24 protein-coding genes and 2 tRNA genes are annotated in these 20,278 nt (G+C 62.2%); 12 read left to right on the top strand and 14 right to left on the bottom strand.

Going from position 1 to position 20,278, the window contains the following annotated elements; genetic code table 11:
* Positions 1–101: 101 nt before the first annotated feature.
* The 4 genes from IG169_RS18305 to ectA are packed head-to-tail and all read right to left on the bottom strand — an operon-like array spanning position 102 to position 4,150.
* On the bottom strand, positions 102–1,547 hold the full coding sequence (locus IG169_RS18305; protein WP_193177676.1) for an aspartate kinase: 1,446 nt from the start codon (positions 1,545–1,547) through the stop codon (positions 102–104).
* 58 nt (positions 1,548–1,605) lie between these two features.
* Positions 1,606–2,001 (bottom strand): ectoine synthase, encoded by a 396-nt coding sequence (locus IG169_RS18300; protein ID WP_193177675.1) that lies wholly within the window; start codon positions 1,999–2,001, stop codon positions 1,606–1,608.
* A gap of 10 nt (positions 2,002–2,011) precedes the next feature.
* Positions 2,012–3,304 carry a diaminobutyrate--2-oxoglutarate transaminase gene (gene ectB / locus IG169_RS18295; RefSeq protein WP_193177674.1) on the bottom strand — a complete coding sequence of 431 codons (1,293 nt, stop codon included), beginning with the start codon at positions 3,302–3,304 and terminating at the stop codon, positions 2,012–2,014.
* Positions 3,305–3,352: 48 nt separating this feature from the next.
* A complete protein-coding gene (gene ectA, locus IG169_RS18290; protein ID WP_246717443.1) occupies positions 3,353–4,150 on the bottom strand; it encodes a diaminobutyrate acetyltransferase in 798 nt (265 codons plus the stop codon).
* A gap of 33 nt (positions 4,151–4,183) precedes the next feature.
* On the opposite strand from ectA, the gene IG169_RS18285 reads away from it, so the two are divergent.
* The gene (locus IG169_RS18285) at positions 4,184–4,687 is read left to right on the top strand and encodes a MarR family winged helix-turn-helix transcriptional regulator (protein WP_193177673.1); all 504 of its coding nucleotides are present in this window, start codon (positions 4,184–4,186) and stop codon (positions 4,685–4,687) included.
* A 19-nt stretch (positions 4,688–4,706) separates the two neighbouring features.
* Here IG169_RS18285 and IG169_RS18280 read toward each other — a convergent pair whose 3' ends face one another.
* The 4 genes from IG169_RS18280 to IG169_RS18265 form a co-directional block, all read right to left on the bottom strand.
* Positions 4,707–5,009 carry a hypothetical protein gene (locus IG169_RS18280; RefSeq protein ID WP_193177672.1) on the bottom strand — a complete coding sequence of 101 codons (303 nt, stop codon included), beginning with the start codon at positions 5,007–5,009 and terminating at the stop codon, positions 4,707–4,709.
* 41 nt (positions 5,010–5,050) lie between these two features.
* Positions 5,051–5,191 (bottom strand): hypothetical protein, encoded by a 141-nt coding sequence (locus tag IG169_RS18275; RefSeq protein WP_193177671.1) that lies wholly within the window; start codon positions 5,189–5,191, stop codon positions 5,051–5,053.
* A gap of 116 nt (positions 5,192–5,307) precedes the next feature.
* Complete coding sequence (locus IG169_RS18270) at positions 5,308–5,520, bottom strand: cold-shock protein (protein ID WP_193177745.1); 213 nt, start codon at positions 5,518–5,520, stop codon at positions 5,308–5,310.
* A gap of 264 nt (positions 5,521–5,784) precedes the next feature.
* Positions 5,785–5,869, bottom strand: a tRNA-Leu gene (locus IG169_RS18265).
* Positions 5,870–6,052: 183 nt separating this feature from the next.
* On the opposite strand from IG169_RS18265, the gene lipB reads away from it, so the two are divergent.
* Complete coding sequence (gene lipB / locus IG169_RS18260) at positions 6,053–6,790, top strand: lipoyl(octanoyl) transferase LipB (protein WP_428982265.1); 738 nt, start codon at positions 6,053–6,055, stop codon at positions 6,788–6,790.
* Here the strand turns inward: lipB and IG169_RS18255 are convergent.
* Complete coding sequence (locus IG169_RS18255) at positions 6,787–8,022, bottom strand: zinc metalloprotease (protein WP_193177669.1); 1,236 nt, start codon at positions 8,020–8,022, stop codon at positions 6,787–6,789. The genes lipB and IG169_RS18255 overlap by 4 nt on opposite strands.
* A 74-nt stretch (positions 8,023–8,096) precedes the next feature.
* The gene (locus IG169_RS18250; RefSeq protein ID WP_193177668.1) at positions 8,097–9,053 is read right to left on the bottom strand and encodes a DMT family transporter; all 957 of its coding nucleotides are present in this window, start codon (positions 9,051–9,053) and stop codon (positions 8,097–8,099) included.
* Positions 9,054–9,176: 123 nt separating this feature from the next.
* Here IG169_RS18250 and IG169_RS18245 point away from each other — a divergent pair, with 123 nt between their 5' ends.
* From IG169_RS18245 to IG169_RS18220, 6 genes are all read left to right on the top strand, one after another.
* Entirely contained in the window at positions 9,177–10,301 is a 1,125-nt protein-coding gene (locus tag IG169_RS18245) for an S-(hydroxymethyl)glutathione dehydrogenase/class III alcohol dehydrogenase (RefSeq protein WP_193177667.1), read from the top strand.
* A 66-nt stretch (positions 10,302–10,367) separates the two neighbouring features.
* Positions 10,368–10,913 carry a DUF1353 domain-containing protein gene (locus IG169_RS18240; protein WP_193177666.1) on the top strand — a complete coding sequence of 182 codons (546 nt, stop codon included), beginning with the start codon at positions 10,368–10,370 and terminating at the stop codon, positions 10,911–10,913.
* A 51-nt stretch (positions 10,914–10,964) separates the two neighbouring features.
* Positions 10,965–11,987: a methionine synthase gene (locus IG169_RS18235; protein ID WP_193177744.1), complete on the top strand. Its 1,023-nt coding sequence runs from the start codon at positions 10,965–10,967 to the stop codon at positions 11,985–11,987.
* 31 nt (positions 11,988–12,018) lie between these two features.
* Positions 12,019–12,483: a YaiI/YqxD family protein gene (locus IG169_RS18230; RefSeq protein ID WP_193177665.1), complete on the top strand. Its 465-nt coding sequence runs from the start codon at positions 12,019–12,021 to the stop codon at positions 12,481–12,483.
* Positions 12,484–12,497: 14 nt separating this feature from the next.
* Positions 12,498–13,343, top strand: a complete 846-nt coding sequence (fghA, locus tag IG169_RS18225) for an S-formylglutathione hydrolase (protein WP_193177664.1) — start codon at positions 12,498–12,500, stop codon at positions 13,341–13,343.
* 10 nt (positions 13,344–13,353) lie between these two features.
* A complete protein-coding gene (locus IG169_RS18220; RefSeq protein WP_193177663.1) occupies positions 13,354–13,740 on the top strand; it encodes a helix-turn-helix domain-containing protein in 387 nt (128 codons plus the stop codon).
* Here IG169_RS18220 and IG169_RS18215 read toward each other — a convergent pair.
* Positions 13,737–14,738, bottom strand: a complete 1,002-nt coding sequence (locus IG169_RS18215) for a hypothetical protein (protein WP_193177662.1) — start codon at positions 14,736–14,738, stop codon at positions 13,737–13,739. The genes IG169_RS18220 and IG169_RS18215 overlap by 4 nt on opposite strands.
* A gap of 124 nt (positions 14,739–14,862) precedes the next feature.
* Here IG169_RS18215 and IG169_RS18210 point away from each other — a divergent pair, with 124 nt between their 5' ends.
* Entirely contained in the window at positions 14,863–15,711 is an 849-nt protein-coding gene (locus tag IG169_RS18210; RefSeq protein ID WP_193177661.1) for a methyltransferase, read from the top strand.
* On the opposite strand, the gene mnmC2 is transcribed toward IG169_RS18210, so the two are convergent.
* Entirely contained in the window at positions 15,708–16,412 is a 705-nt protein-coding gene (mnmC2, locus tag IG169_RS18205; RefSeq protein WP_193177660.1) for a tRNA (5-methylaminomethyl-2-thiouridine)(34)-methyltransferase MnmC2, read from the bottom strand. The two genes, IG169_RS18210 and mnmC2, sit on opposite strands and share 4 nt — an antisense overlap.
* Between mnmC2 and IG169_RS18200 the strand changes: the two genes are divergently transcribed.
* Positions 16,411–17,565: an NAD(P)/FAD-dependent oxidoreductase gene (locus tag IG169_RS18200; RefSeq protein WP_193177659.1), complete on the top strand. Its 1,155-nt coding sequence runs from the start codon at positions 16,411–16,413 to the stop codon at positions 17,563–17,565. The two genes, mnmC2 and IG169_RS18200, sit on opposite strands and share 2 nt — an antisense overlap.
* A 69-nt stretch (positions 17,566–17,634) precedes the next feature.
* Here the strand turns inward: IG169_RS18200 and tig are convergent, their stop codons facing one another.
* Together tig and IG169_RS18190 are read right to left on the bottom strand one after the other, a co-directional pair.
* Entirely contained in the window at positions 17,635–19,068 is a 1,434-nt protein-coding gene (gene tig, locus IG169_RS18195; RefSeq protein WP_193177658.1) for a trigger factor, read from the bottom strand.
* Positions 19,069–19,151: 83 nt separating this feature from the next.
* Positions 19,152–19,236, bottom strand: a tRNA-Leu gene (locus IG169_RS18190).
* Positions 19,237–19,657: 421 nt separating this feature from the next.
* On the opposite strand from IG169_RS18190, the gene IG169_RS18185 reads away from it, so the two are divergent.
* Positions 19,658–19,804, top strand: coding sequence for a DUF1127 domain-containing protein (locus tag IG169_RS18185; protein ID WP_193177657.1), 147 nt, complete (start codon positions 19,658–19,660; stop codon positions 19,802–19,804).
* A 311-nt stretch (positions 19,805–20,115) separates the two neighbouring features.
* Positions 20,116–20,262 (top strand): DUF1127 domain-containing protein, encoded by a 147-nt coding sequence (locus IG169_RS18180; protein ID WP_193177656.1) that lies wholly within the window; start codon positions 20,116–20,118, stop codon positions 20,260–20,262.
* Positions 20,263–20,278: the final 16 nt, after the last annotated feature.

Raw genomic sequence — 20,278 nt, 5'->3', positions numbered from 1 at the left:
GATAAAGCCGCGGCGCTAGCAGAAAGCCAAACCATAGGCAACGCGCCCAAAACGGGGCGCCATCGGCGCCCCGTTTCAGATCAACGATTCTCGTCCGGTAGCTACGCCACCGAGCGCAGGACCGGCGCGTCGCGGAGCTCTCCCGCCTCGCTTTCCACCAGCGCATAATGCAGCGCCCGGATTGCATCGTCCTTCTCGTCCGCCTTGACAATGAACTGCACATCGACCGGGCGGCCGGATTGCTGCATGGCGATCGGGCCGATCCCGGCCTCGTCCAGCGCCGCCGCACCGCGAAACCCGGCGGACACGCCTTCCAGGTTGCGCCCGACCGCCGACACCAGCGCCACCTTGCGCACGTGAATGCGCGCCGATGGATAGGCGTCCGCGATCTCGTCCTCCACGCGCCGCACGGCCTTCAGCGACGCGTCGACATAGTGGGTGATTGTATTGGCGTTGGAGTTCTTCGACACGATGCGCACCTTGTGGCGCGTCAACGCCTTCAGGATCGTCGCGTCGTATCCCTTCACACCGACCATGTCCTGCTCGAACACCTCCAGCGCCAAAACGTTCAGGCCGGTGACCATTTCCACCCGCGGTTCGCCGCTCAGTTCCGCGTCGATCAGAGTGCCGGGATCATCCGCGTCGAAGGCATTGGCGACGCGCAGCGGAATACCCGCCTGGCGCAACGTCTTGGCCGCGCGCGGATGGATCGCCTCCATGCCCAGATTCGAAAGCTGATCGGCGACGTCGAAATTGGTCTGGCCGATCTTGCGCACGGCATCGGCGCCGACGATTTTCGGATCGGCGCTGGAAAGGTGGAATTCCTTGTGGATCACCGCTTCGCGCGCGCCGGTCGACGCCGCGATCCGCGCGAAGGTGACTTCCGTGTAGCCGCGGTCGAACAGCTTCACGAGCCCTTCCTTGCACTGGGCGTAACCGGTCACGACCGGCAATTCGCGGGCGAGTTCGACATCCGCGAGCGCCGCGCCGATCCGCTCTTCCAGCGTCGGCTGGCTTTCGTCGCGCCAGCCGGTGAGATCGATGAATCGCGCATTGAGGCCGCGCCGCTGCAACATCAGCGCCGTCGTGTGTGCCGAATGGGCTTCGCCGAGACCCGACAGCAATTCGCGGATCGTCATCATGTGCTCGTTGAGCTGGAAATGCCCGTAGGAACAGAGCCGTTGCAGGTCGATCAGGCAACTGCGCGCGCCCTCGATACGTTCACGCAGGAAGTCGTCGGCGATCTTCCGGTCGGCCGGATGGCCGAGCAGCCGCTCATGCGCGGCGGCCATTTTCTCGGCCGCCTTGTCGAGCGCATCGCTCCATGCGTGGTTGCTGTCGGATGCGGCGAAAAGGCCGAAGACGCCCGGCGCGCCGGTCTTCTTGTCTTCAAGCAGCAGATTTGTGATGCCGCCATAGGCGGACACGACAAACACCCGGTTGTAGAGATCGCCCTCCGCGTTTCGTTTCAGGAAAATCGTGTCGATCAGTTCGTCCGAACGGCTCATCGACGTCCCGCCGATTTTCTCGACTGTGTGATTGCTCATGATTTTGTTCGGCACGCCGCCCGGCGCGCCGCCTTTTGTTTTTCTTGATGAAATCCCGTCAGGCCACCGCTTCGGCCGGCGCGGCGTAGGAACCGTCCGCCTGGTGCACTTCCGTGCCGGTCACCGGCGGATTGAAGCAGCAGGCGAGCACCAGTTCCTCTGTGGCGCGCAGCGTGTGCTTGTCGTGCTTGTCCAGCGCATACATCACCCCCGGTTTGATCTCGTGCACTTCGCCCGTCGCCAAGTCCTCGATCGAGCCCGTGCCCGATATGCAATAGACGCTCTCGAAATGGTTCTTGTAATGGAACGTGTGCTCAGAGCCGGGCTCGATGATGGTGATGTGGAAGCTGAACCCCATCCCGTCATCGGCGAGCAGCATGCGGATCGACGTCCAGCGCGCATCGGATACCGTGCGTTCCGTGTTCTTCAGTTCGTTCATGTCGCGAATGATCATGAGAATTCTCCTATTCGGCGGCGATACGGTTCGGCGAAACTGCCGCCGCGATCGCGTTTTCGAGAATGTCGAGGCCGGCGGCGAACTGCTCCGCCGGAATGGTCAACGGCGCCAGCACCTTGACGACCTCGTCCTCGGCGCCCGACGTTTCGATGATCAGCCCGTTGCGGAAGCACTCCGCGCAGATCGTCGCGGCAAGATCGCCCGAACCGAAATCGATGCCGCGCATCATGCCGCGGCCCTTCAGGCGCGAACCGGAGACATGCATCCGCATCGCATCGAGCCGCTGTTCAAGGTAGTCAGCCTTCTCGCGCACGGAGCCGGCAAATTTGCCGTCTGACCAGAATTTCTCCAGCGCTACACGCGCCGTCACGAAAGCATGGTTGTTGCCGCGGAACGTGCCGTTGTGCTCCGCCGGCTTCCAGATGTCGTGCTCCTGCTTGATGAGCAGCACGGCGAGAGGCAGCCCCATTCCCGACAGCGACTTGGCGAGTGGGATCAGGTCCGGCTCGATGCCGAATTCATCGAACGAGAAAAAGCCCCCGGTCCGGCCGATCCCGGCCTGGATCTCGTCGACGATCAGCAGCGCGCCATGCTTTCTGGCGAGACGCGCGATGCCCTGCATCCATTCCTTGGAGGCGGCATTGAGACCGCCCTCGCCCTGCACCGGCTCGACGATAAAGGCCGCCGGCGCGTCATAGCCGCTCGACGGATTGTCGAGCAGAATTTCGATCTGCGTCAGCGTATCGGCGTCGGGGCCGAAAGCGCCCTCATACGGCATCCGCGCAATATCGCCGAGCGACGCGCCACCGGCGCCGCTGCGTTTCGACTCATTGCCCGTTGCGCCGAGCGCGCCCATCGTCATGCCGTGAAAGCCGTTGGTGAAGGCGATGATCGTCTGCCGGCCGGTCACCTTGCGCGCCAGCTTCATCGCCGCTTCCACGGCGTTGGTGCCGGTCGGGCCGGTGAACATGATCTTGTGGTCCATGCCGCGCGGCTTGAGAACCAGCCGCTCGAACGTCTCGATGAAGGCGGCCTTCGCCTCGGTCTGCATGTCGAGACCGTGCGTCACGCCGTCACTGGCGATGTAGTCGATCAGCGCCGCCTTCATGTCCGGGTCGTTATGCCCGTAATTGAGCGACGAGCAGCCGGCCAGGAAATCGGTATAGCTGCGGCCGTCGACGTCGGTTAGCGTCGCGTTTGCCGCGGATTTGAATGTCGTCGGGAAGCTGCGGCAATAGCTGCGCGCTTCCGATTCCCGGCGTTCGAACACGTCCGGGCCTGCCGTTGTCACGGTGGTCATGAGAACCTCTGGAGTTTGGATTGTTTTCGGGGGCGAATGACGGGGGCGTCAGGCGGCTGCGCTCTTGCGCGCGCCGAAATCGCCGATCGTAACCATGTGCTCGGTGGCATGATCGCCATCGAAATGGTCTTCACGGGTATAATGCGCCTCGTGATCGAGCGGTGCGTCCATGCGGTCCGCGAATGCGCGGAACAGCGCCCAGCTCGCCTCGTTGTCCTTGGTGATGGTGGTTTTCAGTTTTGTCACATCGGCGCAGCAGTCACGCGAAACAATATCCTGAAGCATCTTTTTCGCCACACCCCTGCCGCGCGCCTTCTCGGCCACAGCCACTTGCCAGACGAACAGCGTGTCGGGCTCACCCGGCAGGATGTAGGCGGAAATCCAGCCGGCGATTTCGCCATCGATCTCGGCCACCACGCAGGTATCGGCGAAATGATCGCACTGCAGCAGGTTGCAATACATCGAGTTGTCGTCCAGCGGCCCGCAATCGCGGATAAGCTGCCAGATATCGGAACCGTCCTCAGCCTGCGGACTTCGGAATGTGAGCTTGGATGCCGCGCGTTCCCGCATTGCGCTGCGCAGTTGATCGATCTGCATGGATTTCCTCTTCTTCTTTTGGTTTCCGAACAATATGGATCGTCCCGAAACTTTCAACAGTGAAACATCGAATAATTTTAGAGAAAGGAGATAACTCATATTTATCAGTGCTTTGCACAAAAAGAAATTGGCTATCGCAGTTCGGGACATAAGGAATATTTCGAAGAATGAAACTTTTCCGGCGAATCTGCGTTCAAGGTAATTCGCCCTTCGAAGAATCGGATTGCGCCCGCCCTTCGATTCGCCCATGATCGCGGGATTGCAGCGTATGAAGACAAAGATATGGAAGACCGCGCCGTTAGTTGCCTGATCGCCCTGCGCCGCGTTTTGAGCGCCGCCGACAACAATGTCCGCGCAGTAGCCAAGGCGACCGGGCTTAGCGTCCAGCAGATGATCGTCCTGCAGATAATCGAGGACACCACCGAAATAACGCCAATGATGATTGCGCGCCGCGCAGGCGTCGCTCCGGCCACCGCGACCGCGCTGATCGAGAAGCTGGCGCAGATGGACTATGTGTCGCGCCGGCGCAGCGAAAGCGACCGGCGCAAATACTGGGTCTCGCTGACCGATGCCGGCAAGACCGCGCTGCATTCGGCGCCCGACCCGCTGCACCAGAAGTTTTCCGAGGAATTCGCGCTCATTCCCGACTACGAGCAGGCGATGATCCTGGCCGCGCTCGAACGGGTCGCCAATCTCGTCTCGACGCCCGGCGAAGCCCCTGGCGCCGATCAACCGCACGTGCTGGAAATGTCGAAGCCGATCGATGCGGAAAAGGAAACGGTTTAACGCCGCGCCGGACGGATTGTCAGCGGCGCCAGTTTTTCGCGGTTGGCAGGTCGCCTGACACGTCCACATGAGCGACGCCCGGCTCCCGCAAATCCTTGTCCGAAAATCTCAGGTCGAGCAGACGGCCATCCTCGGTGAGCAGCTGAACGTCGGACCGTCCGAACAACGCCTGCAATGCAACAGACTCCAGCTTGATCTCGCCGGAAGCCGTTATGTCGCCCATTTTCCGGGAATAACCCTCGAAATCATAGGAAACATCGGCGACTTCGACGCCCTTGCATTTGAGCATGCCGTTTCCGGAAATTCCGCCAAGATAACGCATCGGTCAGGTCCTTATTCCCGCGGCCGCATCCACGTTGGTGATCAGGCTTTCTTCGCCGTGCTGAAGATACGATCCAGGGTTGCCTTGGTTTCCGGAGAAAGCACGCGCGAATCTTCGCGTCCTCCCTTGGCGGGATTGCGTTTCTTCGGTGGGTAATTGGGACGCTTGGGCCGTTTAGCCATGACTCTTTCTCCTTGCCGGACGGACGGCTACGACCGATCGGCTTGCGATAACGATGACTGCGATGGGGAGGATGCGCCGATCCCGTGCGCTGAGCGCCCGGATCGGCGCATCGCAATTAGCTCAGGTCGTTGAGATTGTCAGCCGACATCTTGCCGCTCTTGCGGTCGGCAACGAGTTCGTACTCGACCTTTTGTCCTTCGCGCAGGCTGCTCATCCCGGCACGTTCGACCGCGCTGATATGCACGAACGCGTCGTTGCCGCCATCATCGGGCTCGATGAATCCAAAACCCTTTTGGAGATTAAAGAATTTGACTGTTCCTGTGGTCATGACAGACCCTTCCAAAAATATAGAATACTCGACGGCAGTATTGCCGAAGATAAAAATCGAGTTTTTGGGTTTGAATTGATCGACCTTGGCGAGTAAAACTGCGCAGATATCGAATTTCTTGCCACTAATCGACCACCCGAATATGGTGCCGCCAGCCGGAAAATACAAGGCGGCGCCGATTTAAAATTTTCGTGGAGTCGATAAACGCAAGACCGCGCTCCTCGGCGGAAGCATCGATTTTCTGCGTTGTCGGAAATTAGGCCTTGGTGCGGTCGAGAAGACTCGAACTTCCACGGGTTGCCCCACAGCGACCTCAACGCTGCGCGTCTACCAATTCCGCCACGACCGCAAGCCAAAGACGAAAGCCGGGAAAACCGGCCCGGCGCACTTAGCAAATCGCATATGCGCGCACAAGCCTGCGTGACAGTTTTTTGATGGTTCGGCCTGCGCTTTCTTCCCGCGCATGCGGGGATTGCCCGAAAGGCTTGCAACGCGCGGCGCGATGGCCCAAATCTTCGCCATGTCAGATACCATGGCGCGCCCCGCAAGACCCGCCGACCGCGACGCGATCGCGGCGAAAAACCTGTTCTTTCCCGCAGACGGTTCGCCGCCGGTCGAATGGCGCATTTCCGATGGCCTGACCGATTACGAGACCGCCGTCGCCGAAATGGAAGCCCGCGCCGCCGCGATCCGCGCAGGCACGGCGCGCGAACTCGTCTGGCTGGTCGAACACCCTCCCCTTTATACCGCCGGCACAAGCGCCGACCCGAAGGATCTCGTCACGCCGGACCGTCTCCCGGTCTTCCAGACGGGACGCGGCGGCGAATACACCTATCACGGCCCCGGCCAGCGCGTGGCCTACGTCATGCTCGATCTGAAGCGCCGCCGTGAGGACGTGCGCGCATTCGTCGCCGCGCTCGAGGAATGGATCATCCGGACGCTCGACAGTTTCAACGTCAAGGGCGAGCGGCGCGAGGACCGGGTCGGTGTCTGGGTCGTCCGCCCGGAAAAGCCGTGCACCGTTCCCGGCCAGCCCGCCGAGGACAAGATTGCCGCCATCGGCATCCGCCTGCGCAAATGGGTGTCGTTCCACGGCATCGCCATCAATCACGAGCCGGATCTTGCGCATTACGGCGGCATCGTGCCCTGCGGCATCGCCGACCACGGCGTTACCAGCCTGGTCGATCTCGGCCTGCCGGTGACGATGAACGATCTCGATCTCGCCCTGCTCGACGCTTTCCGCGAGGTTTTCGGCCCTGCCTCACCCTAGTAGAAGATCAGTCGCACGCCCCAGATGACCGCAAGCGCGTGAATGGCGGTCACCGCCAGAAGGGCCGCGCCGAGCGCCGCGCGTTCGGGATCGCTCATCGGCACAAGCGCGGTCTTCGGTTTCACGCCGGACGTCGTGGTGATCAGGCTCAGCCCGGCCAGCACTGCGCCGCACAGGATCATCACCCTTGCCGAGAAGCCGACCGCAATGCCGGTGGCCATCATGATACCGAGCATCAGGAATGCGGTCGCTGCCTGGCCGGCGGCGCCGCGGAAAATCTGGCGCACGACCTGGCCGCCGTCGAACTTCCATACCGGCATCAGATTGCCGAGATTGAACAGCGCCGCGATGACGATCACCTCGTCGAGGAGACCGTCGGAATTCGGGACGAATTCCACGTGCCACCACACCAGCGCGGCCACCGGAAAAGCCGAGAATCCGGCCCCCATCAAGGCCGAAAATCCGATCTCGAAATGCTTGTCATAGGGCCGCCCGCCGAGCGCGATACCGCCAAGCAGCGGCAGGAAGATCATCCGCGCCTTGGTGTGCCCCATCATCCGGAAAGCCGCCATATGGCCAAGTTCATGCAAGGCAACGACGGTGGTCAAGGTCGCTGCGAGGAAAAATCCCTGCGCGTGGAGCCCGAAAAACGGCCACATCGCCAAGGCCGACAGCACGCCCATGCCGACCTGCGTCACCGGATGCTCGAACAGCCCGCCAGGCCGGAACTGCCCGGTTTCGGCCCAGCGCTTCAATTTCAGCGCCTGGCGTCGCAAGGCGAAGAAGCGGAAAACGAGAAAGGCGATGCCGCGATACTTGTCCGTTTCCTCGATCTCGGCGACCGCCTTGCCGTCCGGCGTCGAAGCGACCGAAACCTTCATCTCGTGATTGTCCCAGAAGCTTTGCGCCAGCGAGGTGTCATTCGTGTAGCGCAGCGTGAACCGCTCGCCCGGTATCTCGTCAATGATTTCGAAATCGCGTTCGATCGGACTGCCGTCGCGACCCATATGCGATGTCACCATGCGTCCGGCAGCCGGACCGGTCGCACGGACATCGCTCACCGCGCCGTTCCAGCCGAAATCGCGCCCGAACGGGTACAGCGCGTCCCACAGGCGCGACGGCGCGACCCGGGCAACGATCCTGCGGCGAACCGTTCGCCGTCCCACAGGCGCGGACATGACCAGCCACAACAAAAGGCAGGTACCGATAAGCAGAAAGGCGACGGGCGGCATGGACGCTCCTGATACGATCGCCCGGAATATAGGGCGCGCCGCCTTCGCGAAGCGTTTCCGCCGCCGCAGAATCCTCAAACAAGGTTGCGCGGTGGTAAATCGATCCCCTGCTGTCGGCTCTCGCGCCAGAAGACGAAGAGTCCCGCGCCGACGATCATCGCGATACCGGCCCACTTTGAAAGGCTCGGGAAATCGCCGAACAGCACCACGCCCGCCGTCGCCGCGCTGACGATCTCCAGATACTGGAACGGCGCCAGCAACGAAGCCGGCGCGATCCGGAAGGCGAGCAGAATCAAATGGTGCCCGGCCATGCCGAGGGCACCCATCAGCACCAGGAGACCCCAGATCGATGCCGGGTAGTCGAAACGCAGTTCCATGTTCTCTATGCCCGCAGACGTGCCCGCGCCGATCGCTGCAAGGATCACCAGCGACCCGCCGACGCCCGCCGCCACCTGCATCGTCATCGCGTTGTCGCGCGTGCCCGCCGCCCGGTTCAGGATCAGGTAGCTCGCAAACAGCGTCGCCGTGCCGAGCGGCAGCAGCGACACTGGCCCGAACAGCGCGAAACTCGGCTGGATGACGATCAGCGCGCCGGCGAAACCGACGATCACCGCGGATATCCGCCGCCAGCCGACCGTCTCGCGCAGGAAAACAACCGACAGCACGGTCAGGATCAATGGCTCGACGAAGAACACCGCGATCGAATCGGCGAGCGGCATGTATTTCACCGCGAGGAAGAACATCAGGCTCGATGTCGCCAGGATGGCGCCGCGAACGAGATTCAGGAGCGGGCGCTTCGGCCATAATCCGGCGATCCCGCCCGCAGCGACGGCAAGCGGCACCGCGAGCGCCGCCTGAACGGCGAACCGCGCCAGCGTAATCTGACCAGGCGATACGCCTTCCATGACCGCGAGCCACTTGGCCACGGCATCCATCAATGGAACAATCAGCATTCCGGCCGCGCAAACGGCCATGCCCCGAAGGTGATTGTCGGCGATCTGCCCGGCGTCGATATCTCTCGCTTCGCTCATCACGCCACTCTCTCACGCCCCCGCCGGCATGCAAGCGATGATAACGCCGTCGCGGGTCGCTTCCGGGTTGAAACGGCAGCCAATTCCTGAAAATGTCCGCCCGGTCAACACGGGAGATTACGCATGAAGACGCGCGCCGCAGTCGCATTCGAAGCCGGTAAACCGCTGGAAATCGTCGAAGTCGATCTCGAAGGCCCGAAGGCCGGCGAGGTTCTGGTCGAGATCAAGGCGACGGGCATCTGCCACACCGACGAATTCACGCTGTCCGGTGCCGATCCAGAGGGCCTGTTTCCGGCCATTCTCGGCCATGAAGGCGCGGGCGTCGTCGTCGATGTCGGCCCCGGCGTTACCACGGTAAAGAAGGGCGATCACGTCATCCCGCTCTATACGCCGGAATGCCGCGAATGCCCGTCCTGCCTGTCGCGCAAGACCAATCTCTGCACCGCCATCCGCGCCACCCAGGGCCAGGGCCTGATGCCCGACGGCACCTCGCGCTTCTCGCTCGACGGCAAGCCGATCCACCACTACATGGGCTGCTCGACCTTCTCCAATTTCACCGTCCTGCCCGAGATCGCCGTCGCCAAGGTCAATCCCGACGCGCCGTTCGACACGATCTGCTATATCGGCTGCGGCGTGACGACCGGCATCGGCGCTGTCATCAATACCGCCAAGGTCGAGATCGGCGCGACGGCGGCCGTGTTCGGCCTCGGCGGCATCGGCCTCAACGTCATCCAGGGTCTGAAGCTCGCCGGCGCGGACATGATCATCGGCGTCGACCTCAACAACTCAAAGAAGGAATGGGGCGAGCGCTTCGGCATGACGCATTTCGTCAATCCGAAGGAAGTCGACAACGTCGTCACCGAGATCGTCAACATGACGAAGCGCGGCGCCGACCAGATCGGCGGCGCCGATTACACCTTCGACTGCACCGGCAACACGACGGTGATGCGCCAGGCGCTGGAATGTTCGCATCGCGGCTGGGGTGAATCGATCATCATCGGCGTCGCTGGCGCCGGCCAGGAAATCTCCACCCGCCCGTTCCAGCTCGTCACCGGCCGTTCCTGGAAAGGCACTGCATTCGGCGGCGCGCGCGGCCGCACCGACGTGCCGAAGATCGTCGAGTGGTATGTCGAGGGCAAGATCGAGATCGATCCGATGATCACCCACAAGCTGAAGCTCGAGGAGATCAACAAGGGCTTCGATCTGATGCACGAAGGCAAGTCGATCCGCGCTGTGGTAGAGTTCTAGCCGGGCTGGGTGGTTCCGGCGCGGCACCATTTGGGTCCGCGCCAAGACCCCGCGGGAGGAACGGCCATGGCTGGTCATTTTATAGGTGATGTGGACGTTCGATGGCTTTCCAATCCCGGCCCTGACAGGGTGATGGAACTGACCGCGCCCTTTGCCTATGTCGACCCGTCCGGCAAGCACTGGAATGTGCCTTCGGGCGCGAAGATCGACGGCGCATCGATCCCGCAGATATTCTGGACGGCTTTCGGCCCGCCCTTTGTCGGCGATTATCGCCGCGCTTCCGTCGTCCACGACCATTACTGCGTGACGCGCACGGAAACCGACAAGGAAACGCACCGCATGTTCCGCGATGCCTGCAGGACCGGCGGTGTCCCCGCGATCAAGGCAAGCGCCATGTATGCCGCGATCAATCTCGGCGGCCCGCACTGGGCCGGCCCCACCATGCCGGAGGCGCTCGGCGCGCCACCGTTCGTCGTCCCGCAGATCCGCGCGGCAAGCGAGACGGATTTCTTCGACATCCAGAAATGGATCGAGGAAACCAACCCGACGCTGGACGAGATCGACGCCCGTATCGAACAGGCCGGACCGCTGGTCGCCATCCCGACTTCATGAGGTGCGGTACGCCGAAACCGCCGTCCCAACACCGAGGAATTGGATCACATGATGCTGTTCAGACCGACTACCGCCGGAAGCCTGCCGAAACCCGGCTGGCTCGCCGAGACCGAGAAACTCTGGCCGAAATGGAAGCTCGAGGGCGCCGAACTCGATCAGGCGAAGCGGGACGCCGCACTAATCTGGATTAAGCTGCAGGAAGACGCCGGCATCGAGATCGTCAATGACGGCGAGCAGTTCCGCACCCATTTCGTGCACGGTTTCCTGGAAACCGTTCAGGGCATCGACTGGGACCTGAAGACCAGGATGGGTATCCGCAACAACCGCTACGTGGTCGACGTTCCGACCGTCACCGGACCGTTGAAGCGAAGCCGGCCTGTCCATCGCGACGAGGCCGCCTTCTGCCGCGAGCACACGAAAAAGGGCCTGAAATTCACCCTGCCCGGCCCGATGACGATCTGCGACACGCTCGCCGACGGCCATTTCGGCAAACGTGCCGACATGGCCATGGCGTTTGCCGAGATCCTCAACGAGGAGGCGCTGGATCTCGAAGCTGTTGGCGTCGACACGATCCAGTTCGACGAACCGGCTTTCAACGTCTTCATGGACGACGTCAAGGAATGGGGCGTCGCGGCACTGGAACGTGCCGCGCGGGGACTGAAATGCACCACGGCGGTCCATATTTGCTACGGCTACGGCATCGACGCCAACATCAAGTGGAAGGAGACCCTCGGCAGCGAATGGCGCCAATACGAGGAAATCTTCCCGCCGCTCAACGCCTCGAAGATCCAGCAGGTCTCGCTTGAATGCGCCAATTCCCATGTGCCGATATCGCTGATCGGGCTGCTGCCGGACAAGGATCTTCTGGTCGGCTGTATCGATGTCGCCACCAACGAGATCGAGACGCCGCAAGCCGTCGCAGCGACCATCGAGGAAGCGATGAAATATGCCGACAAGGAGCGAATCTATCCATGCACCAATTGCGGCATGGCCCCGCTCTCGCGTCAGGTGGCAGCCGCCAAGCTGGAGGCGCTTGGCGCCGGCGCGGCGCTTGCCCGCGAGCGCCATTCGTGAACGGAACGCCAGCCTGCAGCCAATGAGTGACATGTCAGCCCCGGTCATCTACGTCGACGCCGATGCGTGCCCGGTCAAGGAAGAGGTCGTGAAGGTCGGCGAACGCCACGGGCTCGTCGTCACCTTTGTTGCCAATGGCGGGCTGCGCCCGTCGCGCGATCCGTTAATCCGCCATGTCGTTGTGCCGAAATCCGCCGATGCGGCCGACGACTGGATCGCCGAGCACGCAAGATCCGGAGATATCGTCATCACGCAGGATATTCCGCTGGCGGCCCGTTGCGTCGAAAAGGGTGCGCATGTACTTGGGAACAGCGGCCGCGAACACACGCCGGAATCCATCGGCATGGCCGTCGCGATGCGCGACTTCAAGCAGCACCTGCGCGAGACCGGCGAGGATCGCGGCTTCAACCGGGCATTTTCGCGCGATGACCGTTCCGCCTTCCTTCAGGCGCTGGACCGTGTCTGCCGCCGCGCGATGAAACCGTCACAGGAATGAACCAGGAAAGATTGATGAAAACGATTTCCCGATCAAAGGCCTTCGGCGGCATCCAGGGCGTCTATGCGCATGACGCCGCGACGACGGCCTGCGAGATGACCTTCGCGGTCTTCGTTCCGCCGCAGGCCGAAACCGCGCCCTGCCCGGTTGTCTGGTACCTTTCCGGGCTGACCTGCACGCACCAGAACGTCATGGACAAGGGCGAATACCGCCGTACCGCGGCCGAACTCGGCCTCGTCATCGTCTGCCCGGACACCAGCCCGCGCGGCGGCGACATCCATGACGAGAAGGACAATTGGCAGATCGGCACCGGAGCCGGCTTCTATGTCGACGCGACGCAAGCCCCCTGGGCGAAGAATTACCGGATGTATTCCTACATCACCGACGAACTGCCCCGGCTCGTTGCCGGCGAGTTCCCGGTCGATATGGACCGGCAGGCAATTTTCGGCCATTCGATGGGCGGGCACGGCGCGCTCACCATCGCGCTCAACAATCCCGACCGTTTCCGCAGCTGCTCCGCTTTCGCGCCGATCGTCGCGCCCTCGAAGGCCGACTGGGCGAAAAACGCCTTCGAGCAGTATCTCGGCGCCGATTCCGCGGCGTGGCGCGCCCATGACGCCTGCATGCTGGTCGAGGACGGCAAACGCTTTGACGAGTTCCTGATCGACCAGGGCGATGCCGACCAGTTCCTGGAAAGCGGCCTCATGCCGCATCTCTTCGAGGCTGCATGCCGCAAATCGGGCATTCCCCTGACGCTGCGCATGCAGCCGGGCTACGATCATTCCTATAACTTCATCTCCACCTTCATGGAGGACCACCTGCGCTGGCATGCCGAACGGCTTGGCGCAAAAACCGGATAACGGGACCATTATGACCGAAACCAACATCTTCACGAACGCGCCTGACATAGACACACTCGGCGGACGCCTGTCGCGCGCCCGCGATTCCAGCGGCATGACGGCCGCGCAGTTCGCACGCCGCCTCGGCGTCAAGACCGCCACCGTTCAGGCCTGGGAAAGCGACCGCTCGGAGCCGCGCGCCAACCGGCTTTCGATGATCGCCGGCATCCTCAACGTATCGACGCCCTGGTTGCTGCATGGCGTCGGTGAAGCCCCGCCTGACGATCCGCGCAACGACGCCATCAACGTCCTGCGCGGCCAGTTCGAAAAAGTGCGCCGGCTTCACGAGGAAACCGGCGCGAACCTGAGCCGTATCGAAGACGAACTGTTACGCCTGCAGCGGCGGCCAGATAACTAGGCGACTTTGTCGAGGAGCGTCTGCAGCGCCGGATGAATTTGCGGCGATTCCTTCTTCAGGAAAGCCAGCAGCGCCTTTTCGTTGTCATGCAGCGCACCGTCCCGGCCGATGCGATCGGCCAGCCACGCGGCCTCGCCGGCATCGATCTTTTCGCTTGAGGCGCGCTGCTGCGCCTGTTCGGCGTTGCGGCTGCCGTAATAGGCTTCCGAACCGGTTTCCGCCCGCACGGCGTCCATGTGGGCGCTGAGACTGCCGGAGAACATCCGCGAAAAGAATCCGCCGAGATTGACCGACGTGTCGCCAAGCCATTCCTCGCGCCGCAGCGCCTCCTCGCGGCTCGGCGCCGCGTAGCCCGACGCAGCCATCAGCGAACAGGCGACAGCCTTGGTGAAGAGCTCGGTCCACGACAGGTGGTTTTCGGCCTCGCTCGTACGGTCGTTGATCTCGAACAGCACTTCGGCTTCCTCGCGGGTGATCGCGACGCTGCCATGGCCGCCGGACGCATACAGGATGCGCCGCAGCAGTTCGACCTCGTCTTCGCCGATCACGCCCGGCGTCAGCGTCCGGTTGCGCGCGATGATGCCCTTGCCCTCGACGACGGCGAGCGCGACCTGGTTCAGCGCGAACGCGGCGAGATGCGCCGGTACGCTGTCGGCCCGTTCCATCGCCTTGATCAGCAGTTCCAGTTCGGTGCGGTGATCGACGATGCCGTCCTTGGAGACCGCTTCGATCAGCCATTCGGCATTCGCTTCGGATATATAGCCACGCGGCGCTTCCTGCTCGACCAGGTAATCCGCGATTGCCTCGACGAAGAATTCGCGCCAGCTTTCCGGCTTGTCCGTCACGAGATGGTCGAGCGCGAACACGTCGCGCGCTTCCTCTCGGTTGACGATGCCGTTGCGATAGACCTCGCGGCGCAAGTGAAGAACGTCCGCATCGGTGATCGACTTTTTCGCGATCAGCTGCGCGATCGGCAGTGCATGCTCGTAATTATCCATAGCCTGTCCCCGTATCTCGAATCAGACCCCAATTTCGAAGAGGATACACGCTTCGCTTTGACATTTGGCTAAATGCCATGGTTAAGCAGGGCTTGGCGCAACTGGTTAAGAAAGACCTCGTCACATGCTGTCCGGCGCGGATTTCGACCGGCTTTCCGAAGCCTACAACCAGGCCCTCGAACTGGAAAAATCCGGGGAAAGCGAACGGGCGGCCGAACTCTACCGCGCCTGCCTCGAAATCGATCCCGAAGACCGCTGCGGCGCTTCGGTGCGCCTAGCGTCGATGGGCCTCGGCGACGAACCGCAAAAGGCGCCCGACGCCTATGTCGCGACCCTGTTCGACCAACATGCCGAGGTCTTCGACGATATCCTGACCGGCGATCTCGGTTACGCGGTGCCGATGCAACTGGCCGGGATACTCTCGGCCGAGCCCGGCCTGCATTTTTCCCGCATGCTCGATCTCGGCTGCGGCACCGGGCTGTCCGGCATGATGCTCGCTGAGCTGTGCGATCACGCGACCGGCGTCGACATTTCCGAAAAGATGGTCGACATGGCCGACGAGCGCGCCTGCTACGACGCGCTCTTCGTCAACGAGGCCGTCCACTTCCTCGACGAGTGGCAGAAAGCCCGGCAAACGGAGGAAAGCGACGACTACGCACCCTTCGACCTCGTCGTCGCCACCGACGTGCTGCCCTATGTCGGCGCGCTCGAACCACTGTTCGAGGGCGTCGCCGCCAACACCGGCCCCGGCGCCTGCTTCGCGTTTTCCTCCGAAACGATGACCGATGAGGAATTGGCCGGAAAATCGTGGCGGGTGACACCGAACCAGCGCTTTGCGCACAGCGCGCTCTATCTGAAGGAATTGCTGGCGCGGCACGGATTCAACCGCATCACCACATTCGAGCCGATCACGGTGCGCATGGAACAGGGCCAGCCGATCCCGGGCTGGCTCGTCGTCGCCTGGAAAGACTAGGCGTCTTTGACGCCGCAAATCATCTCGCGCTTCCCTGCATGACCGGGACGCTTTTCGACCGCGAAACCGGCGGCCTGAAGATTGCGTCGTACCCAGCCCGCCGCCGTGTAGCTCGCGAATGTCCCGCCGGGCTGCGTCCTGTCGGCAACCGCCTGCATCAGATCCGCCGACCACATCTCCGGATTTTTCGCTGGCGCGAAACCGTCGAGATACCACGCGTCCGCCTTGCCGTTCCAGTTCCGCACGCCGTTGAGCGCCTCGCCGGCGACGACCGTCAGTCCGGTCTGCCCGTCCATGGCCCACCGGTCTGGTTCGTCCGTAAGTGCCGGCCATTTTTCGAGCAAGAGTTCCGCCAGTTCCGCGAGTTCGGGCCAGCGGGACAGGGCACGCGCGATAGCGGCGCCCTCCATCGGATAGGCCTCGAAGGACACGAAATCGAGCATCTGGTCCGGTCCGCGGCAGGCACGCCATGTCCGCCACGTCTCGAGGAAATTCAGACCGGTGCCGAAGCCGAGTTCGCCGATCGTGAAATTTCCGGCATTATTCCAGCGCTCCGGCAGCCCGTTTCCGCCCATGAACACGTGATGGCATTCCGCCCGCCCGTCGGCGCGCGAATAAAAATGGTCGCCAAACCGCTCCGAAAACGGCATATCGCCTTCGAGCCAGGATAACTCGTCCCGTTTCAGTTCAGCCATCACCATGCAATCCATCAGCGCCAAAGCGGCAGAAAACACCTACGACCTCGCCGTGATCGGCGGAGGGGTCACCGGCCTTTGGACTGCATTCTACGCCGCGCGGCAAGGCCTGTCGGTCGTTCTGATCGAGAAACGCGGCCTCGGTGCCGGCGCGAGCGGCGGCGTCATGGGGGCGCTCATGCCGCATCAGCCGACCGGCTGGGACGGCAAGAAGCAGTTCCAGCTCGACGGCTTGCTGGCGCTGGAAGAAGAAATCGCGGAGCTGGAGGATTTCACCGGTCTTTCGGCCGGTTACCTGCGTTGCGGCCGCCTGATGCCGGTCCGCGTCGCCCGCAAGCGCCCCTTCGCGGAAAACTGGGCAAAAGCCTCCGAAACGAACTGGCCGCATCCCTTTCGCTGGCGCGTTCTCGACGAGACGCCGCTTCCGCGCTGGCTGCCGGCGGATACGATGCCGTTCGGCGCGAATTACGACGATCTGTCCGCGCGCGTCGATCCGCGCAAGCTCCTCGCCGCGCTCGCCGAAGGTTTCCGGCGCCATTCCGTCGACATCCGCGAAAACACCGCTGTCGAAACGCTGGATCCGGACGGAACGGTCCGTCTGGCCGGTGGCGACCGGATCTCCGCGGGTCACATCGTCCTGGCAACCGGTTGGCAAAGTTTCGCGCTGATTGGTTCCGGATTTGAACAATCTATGGGCACGGGCGTGAAGGGGCAGGCCGCCCTGCTCCGCCCGGTGCGGCCGGTCGACCCTGCCGCCCCGATCCTCTACGACGACGGCGTTTACGTGATCGCGCATGACAGCGGCGATGTCGCCGTCGGCTCCACCTCGGAAAATTCCTTCGATGACCCCGGGTCGACTGACGAAAAGCTCGATGCCGTAATCGCCGCCGCCAAAGCTCTTTCTCCAGCGCTCGAAGGTGCAGCGACGATCGAACGCTGGGCCGGCATCCGTCCCAAGGCGGCAGGCCGCGATCCGCTTATCGGCCCGCTTCCGGGTTTCCGGAACACGTTCCTCGCGACCGGCGGCTTCAAGATCGGCTTCGGCATTGCGCACCTGATGGCCAAGGCGGTGCTGGCACAAATCGAAGGCGGCAATCCCGCTTTTCTGCCGGAGAGCTTTCTTCCCGAAACGCGCCTCCGCAGCGCGGAGAAAACCTGATTCAGATCATGAAAAAACCGCCGGAAGCATCTGCTGTCCGGCGGTTTTGTCTCTTTCGGCAGGAAGCGCTTACTCGCTTGCTTCCTCGGCCTTTTTCTTCTTCGGAGCGGCTTTCTTTTTCGGCGCCGCCTTTTTCTTTTCGGCCGGCGCCGCAGCCTTCGCCTCATCCTCGTCCTCGGCCATCAGCTCTTCCTTGCTGACGGTCTTGTCGCTGACCGAGACCTGCTCCAGCAGGTGGTCGACGGTCTTTTCCTCGAAGATCGGCGCGCGCAGATTAGCGACAGCGTCCGGGTTGTTCTTGAAGAACTCGAAGACCTGCTGTTCCTGACCGGGATACTGGCGGACCTGGTTCATCACGGCCTGCTGCAATTCCTGCTCGCTGACGGAGACGCCGGCCTGTTCGCCGATTTCCGACAGGACCAGCCCGAGGCGCACGCGCCGCTCGGCAAGGCGCATATATTCTTCGCGCGCCTCGTCCTCTGTCGTGTCCTCGTCCTCGAAGGTCTTGCCGGCCTGCTCGAGTTCGCCGGTGATCTGCGCCCAAATATTGTTGAACTCGGCATCGACCAGCTTCGACGGCGTTTCGATCTTGTAGGCTTCGTCGAGCGCGTCGAGAATCTGGCGCTTCACCTTCTGGCGGGTAACCGAGCCGTACTGGCTTTCGATCTGCTCGCGAACGACTTCGCGCAGGCGGTCGGCGCTTTCCACGCCGAGTTTGGTCGCCAGTTCGTCGTCGATGATGACCTCCCCGGCGCTCGCCACGTCTTTGACGGTCACGTCGAAGGTGGCTTCCTTGCCGGCCAGGTGCGCAGCGCCGTAGTCCTCGGGGAACGTCACCTTGATCTGCTTTTCGTCGCCGGCCTTTACGCCGATCAGCTGCTCTTCGAAGCCCGGGATGAACTGGCCCGAGCCGAGCACGAGATTGGCGTCGGTATCGGTGCCGCCTTCGAAGGCCTCGCCATCGACCTTGCCGACATAATCCATCGTCACGCGGTCGCCGTTTTCGGCCTTGCCCTTCTTGGCCTCATAGGTCGCCGCCGACTGGGCGATGCGCTTGACCTGTTCCTCGACTTCCGATTCCGGGATGTCGACAACCTCACGCGTCACCTTGATCGACGAGAAATCCTTGATCTCGATCGGCGGGATGACCTCGTATTTCAGCGAGAATTCGAAATCCGCGTCGCCGGAAAGAACCTTTTCGGCTTCCTTCTCGTCCTCGGTCATGTCGATTTCCGGCTGCGTCGCCGATTTCTCGCCACGGTCGGCCAGCACGGAGCGCGGCGTTTCGTTCAGGATCTCGTTGACGATCTCGGCCATGAAGGAACGGCCATACATCTTGCGCAGATGCGCCACCGGCACCTTGCCCGGACGAAACCCCTTGAGCTGCACCTTGCCCTTGGCGTCTTCCAGGCGGTCGCCCAGCTTGGACTGAAGGTCAGCCTTCGGAACGACGACCTTGATTTCCCGTTTCAGCCCTTCGTTGAGGGTTTCGCTTACCTGCATTGTTCAACCTTCATTCTTCTACTTGCCGCCGACGCCCACATTGCGTGGACCGAACGGCCTGATTGCCGTGCATGGCGGGATGGTGGTGCGGATAGAGGGAGTCGAACCCCCACGCCTTGCGGCGCTGGAACCTAAATCCAGTGCGTCTACCAGTTCCGCCATATCCGCATTGTCCGAGGACATGACAGAGCATGCCGCTTGATCGGGCGTCTATACCACCGCTTGCGCGCCAATCAATGAAAAAATACCCGAATCCGGCCCTGGCGGAAGGACCGGACAGCGCCCGCCCGAGCCGTGCGCGCCTCCTGTCTGATGGCCAGCCGCAGGGCCGACAGGACGGTCTTCAATCGCGGTTCCGCAGCCTCTTCGATTTCGCCTGATTTATAGACACCGCTGAGGAAAACGAATTTATATCATGCGGTTGCTGTTGCCCGTTTTTTCAGCAGAGGGCCCGGCCGCGTCTATTTTGTGCAATGCACAATACGCATGGGAGCCATGCACATTCGTCACTTATCAAATCGCCAGGCCGCGAATATATGCCCGACATAACGCAAGAACAAAAACATACGGGATTGAAAAGGAAATCATCATGGGCATCGCTCGCTCTTTCGCCGAATGGCGTCGTTATCGTGCAACCTGCAACGAACTCAGCCGCCTGACCTCGCGTGAACTGAATGACCTCGGCATCAACCGGGGCGACATTCCGTTCGTCGCTCGCAAGGCATCGCGCTCTTAAGCGCTTCCGATTTCCGCCCGGATCGTTCTCCCTCCCGGATCCGGACGGTAAAAGGGGCGCCGCCTATCCCTCCTCCCAAGGCAGGCGCTCCGGAAACAAGACACCCGCTGCTTTCTCCCGCAGCGGGTGTTTTCGTTTCAGGGCGGACGCTGCCCGAATCGGATCAATGAATCACACTCGCGTATTTTGTGCATTGCACAATTCGCATAGCTGCGTTGCAACATCGGCACTTATCATATCGCTGTAGCCGCTTATCTTCGGGTCAGAACAACAACAACGTGCCTACCCAGATACACGAAGTGGATATGACCATGAACATCGCACGCTCCATCACTGAATGGCGCCGCTACCGCGAGACGGTCACCGAATTGAACCGCCTGTCGACCCGCGACCTGAACGATCTCGGGATCGGCCGCGCGGACATCCGGTCGATCGCCCGTCAGGCCGCCCGCGTCTAACGAATACGAATTCCGT

The organism is Oricola nitratireducens (genome assembly GCF_014904745.1).
In the GTDB taxonomy this organism is placed as follows: Bacteria; Pseudomonadota; Alphaproteobacteria; order Rhizobiales; family Rhizobiaceae; genus Oricola; species Oricola nitratireducens.
This window is presented reverse-complemented; position numbering and strand designations above follow the sequence as displayed.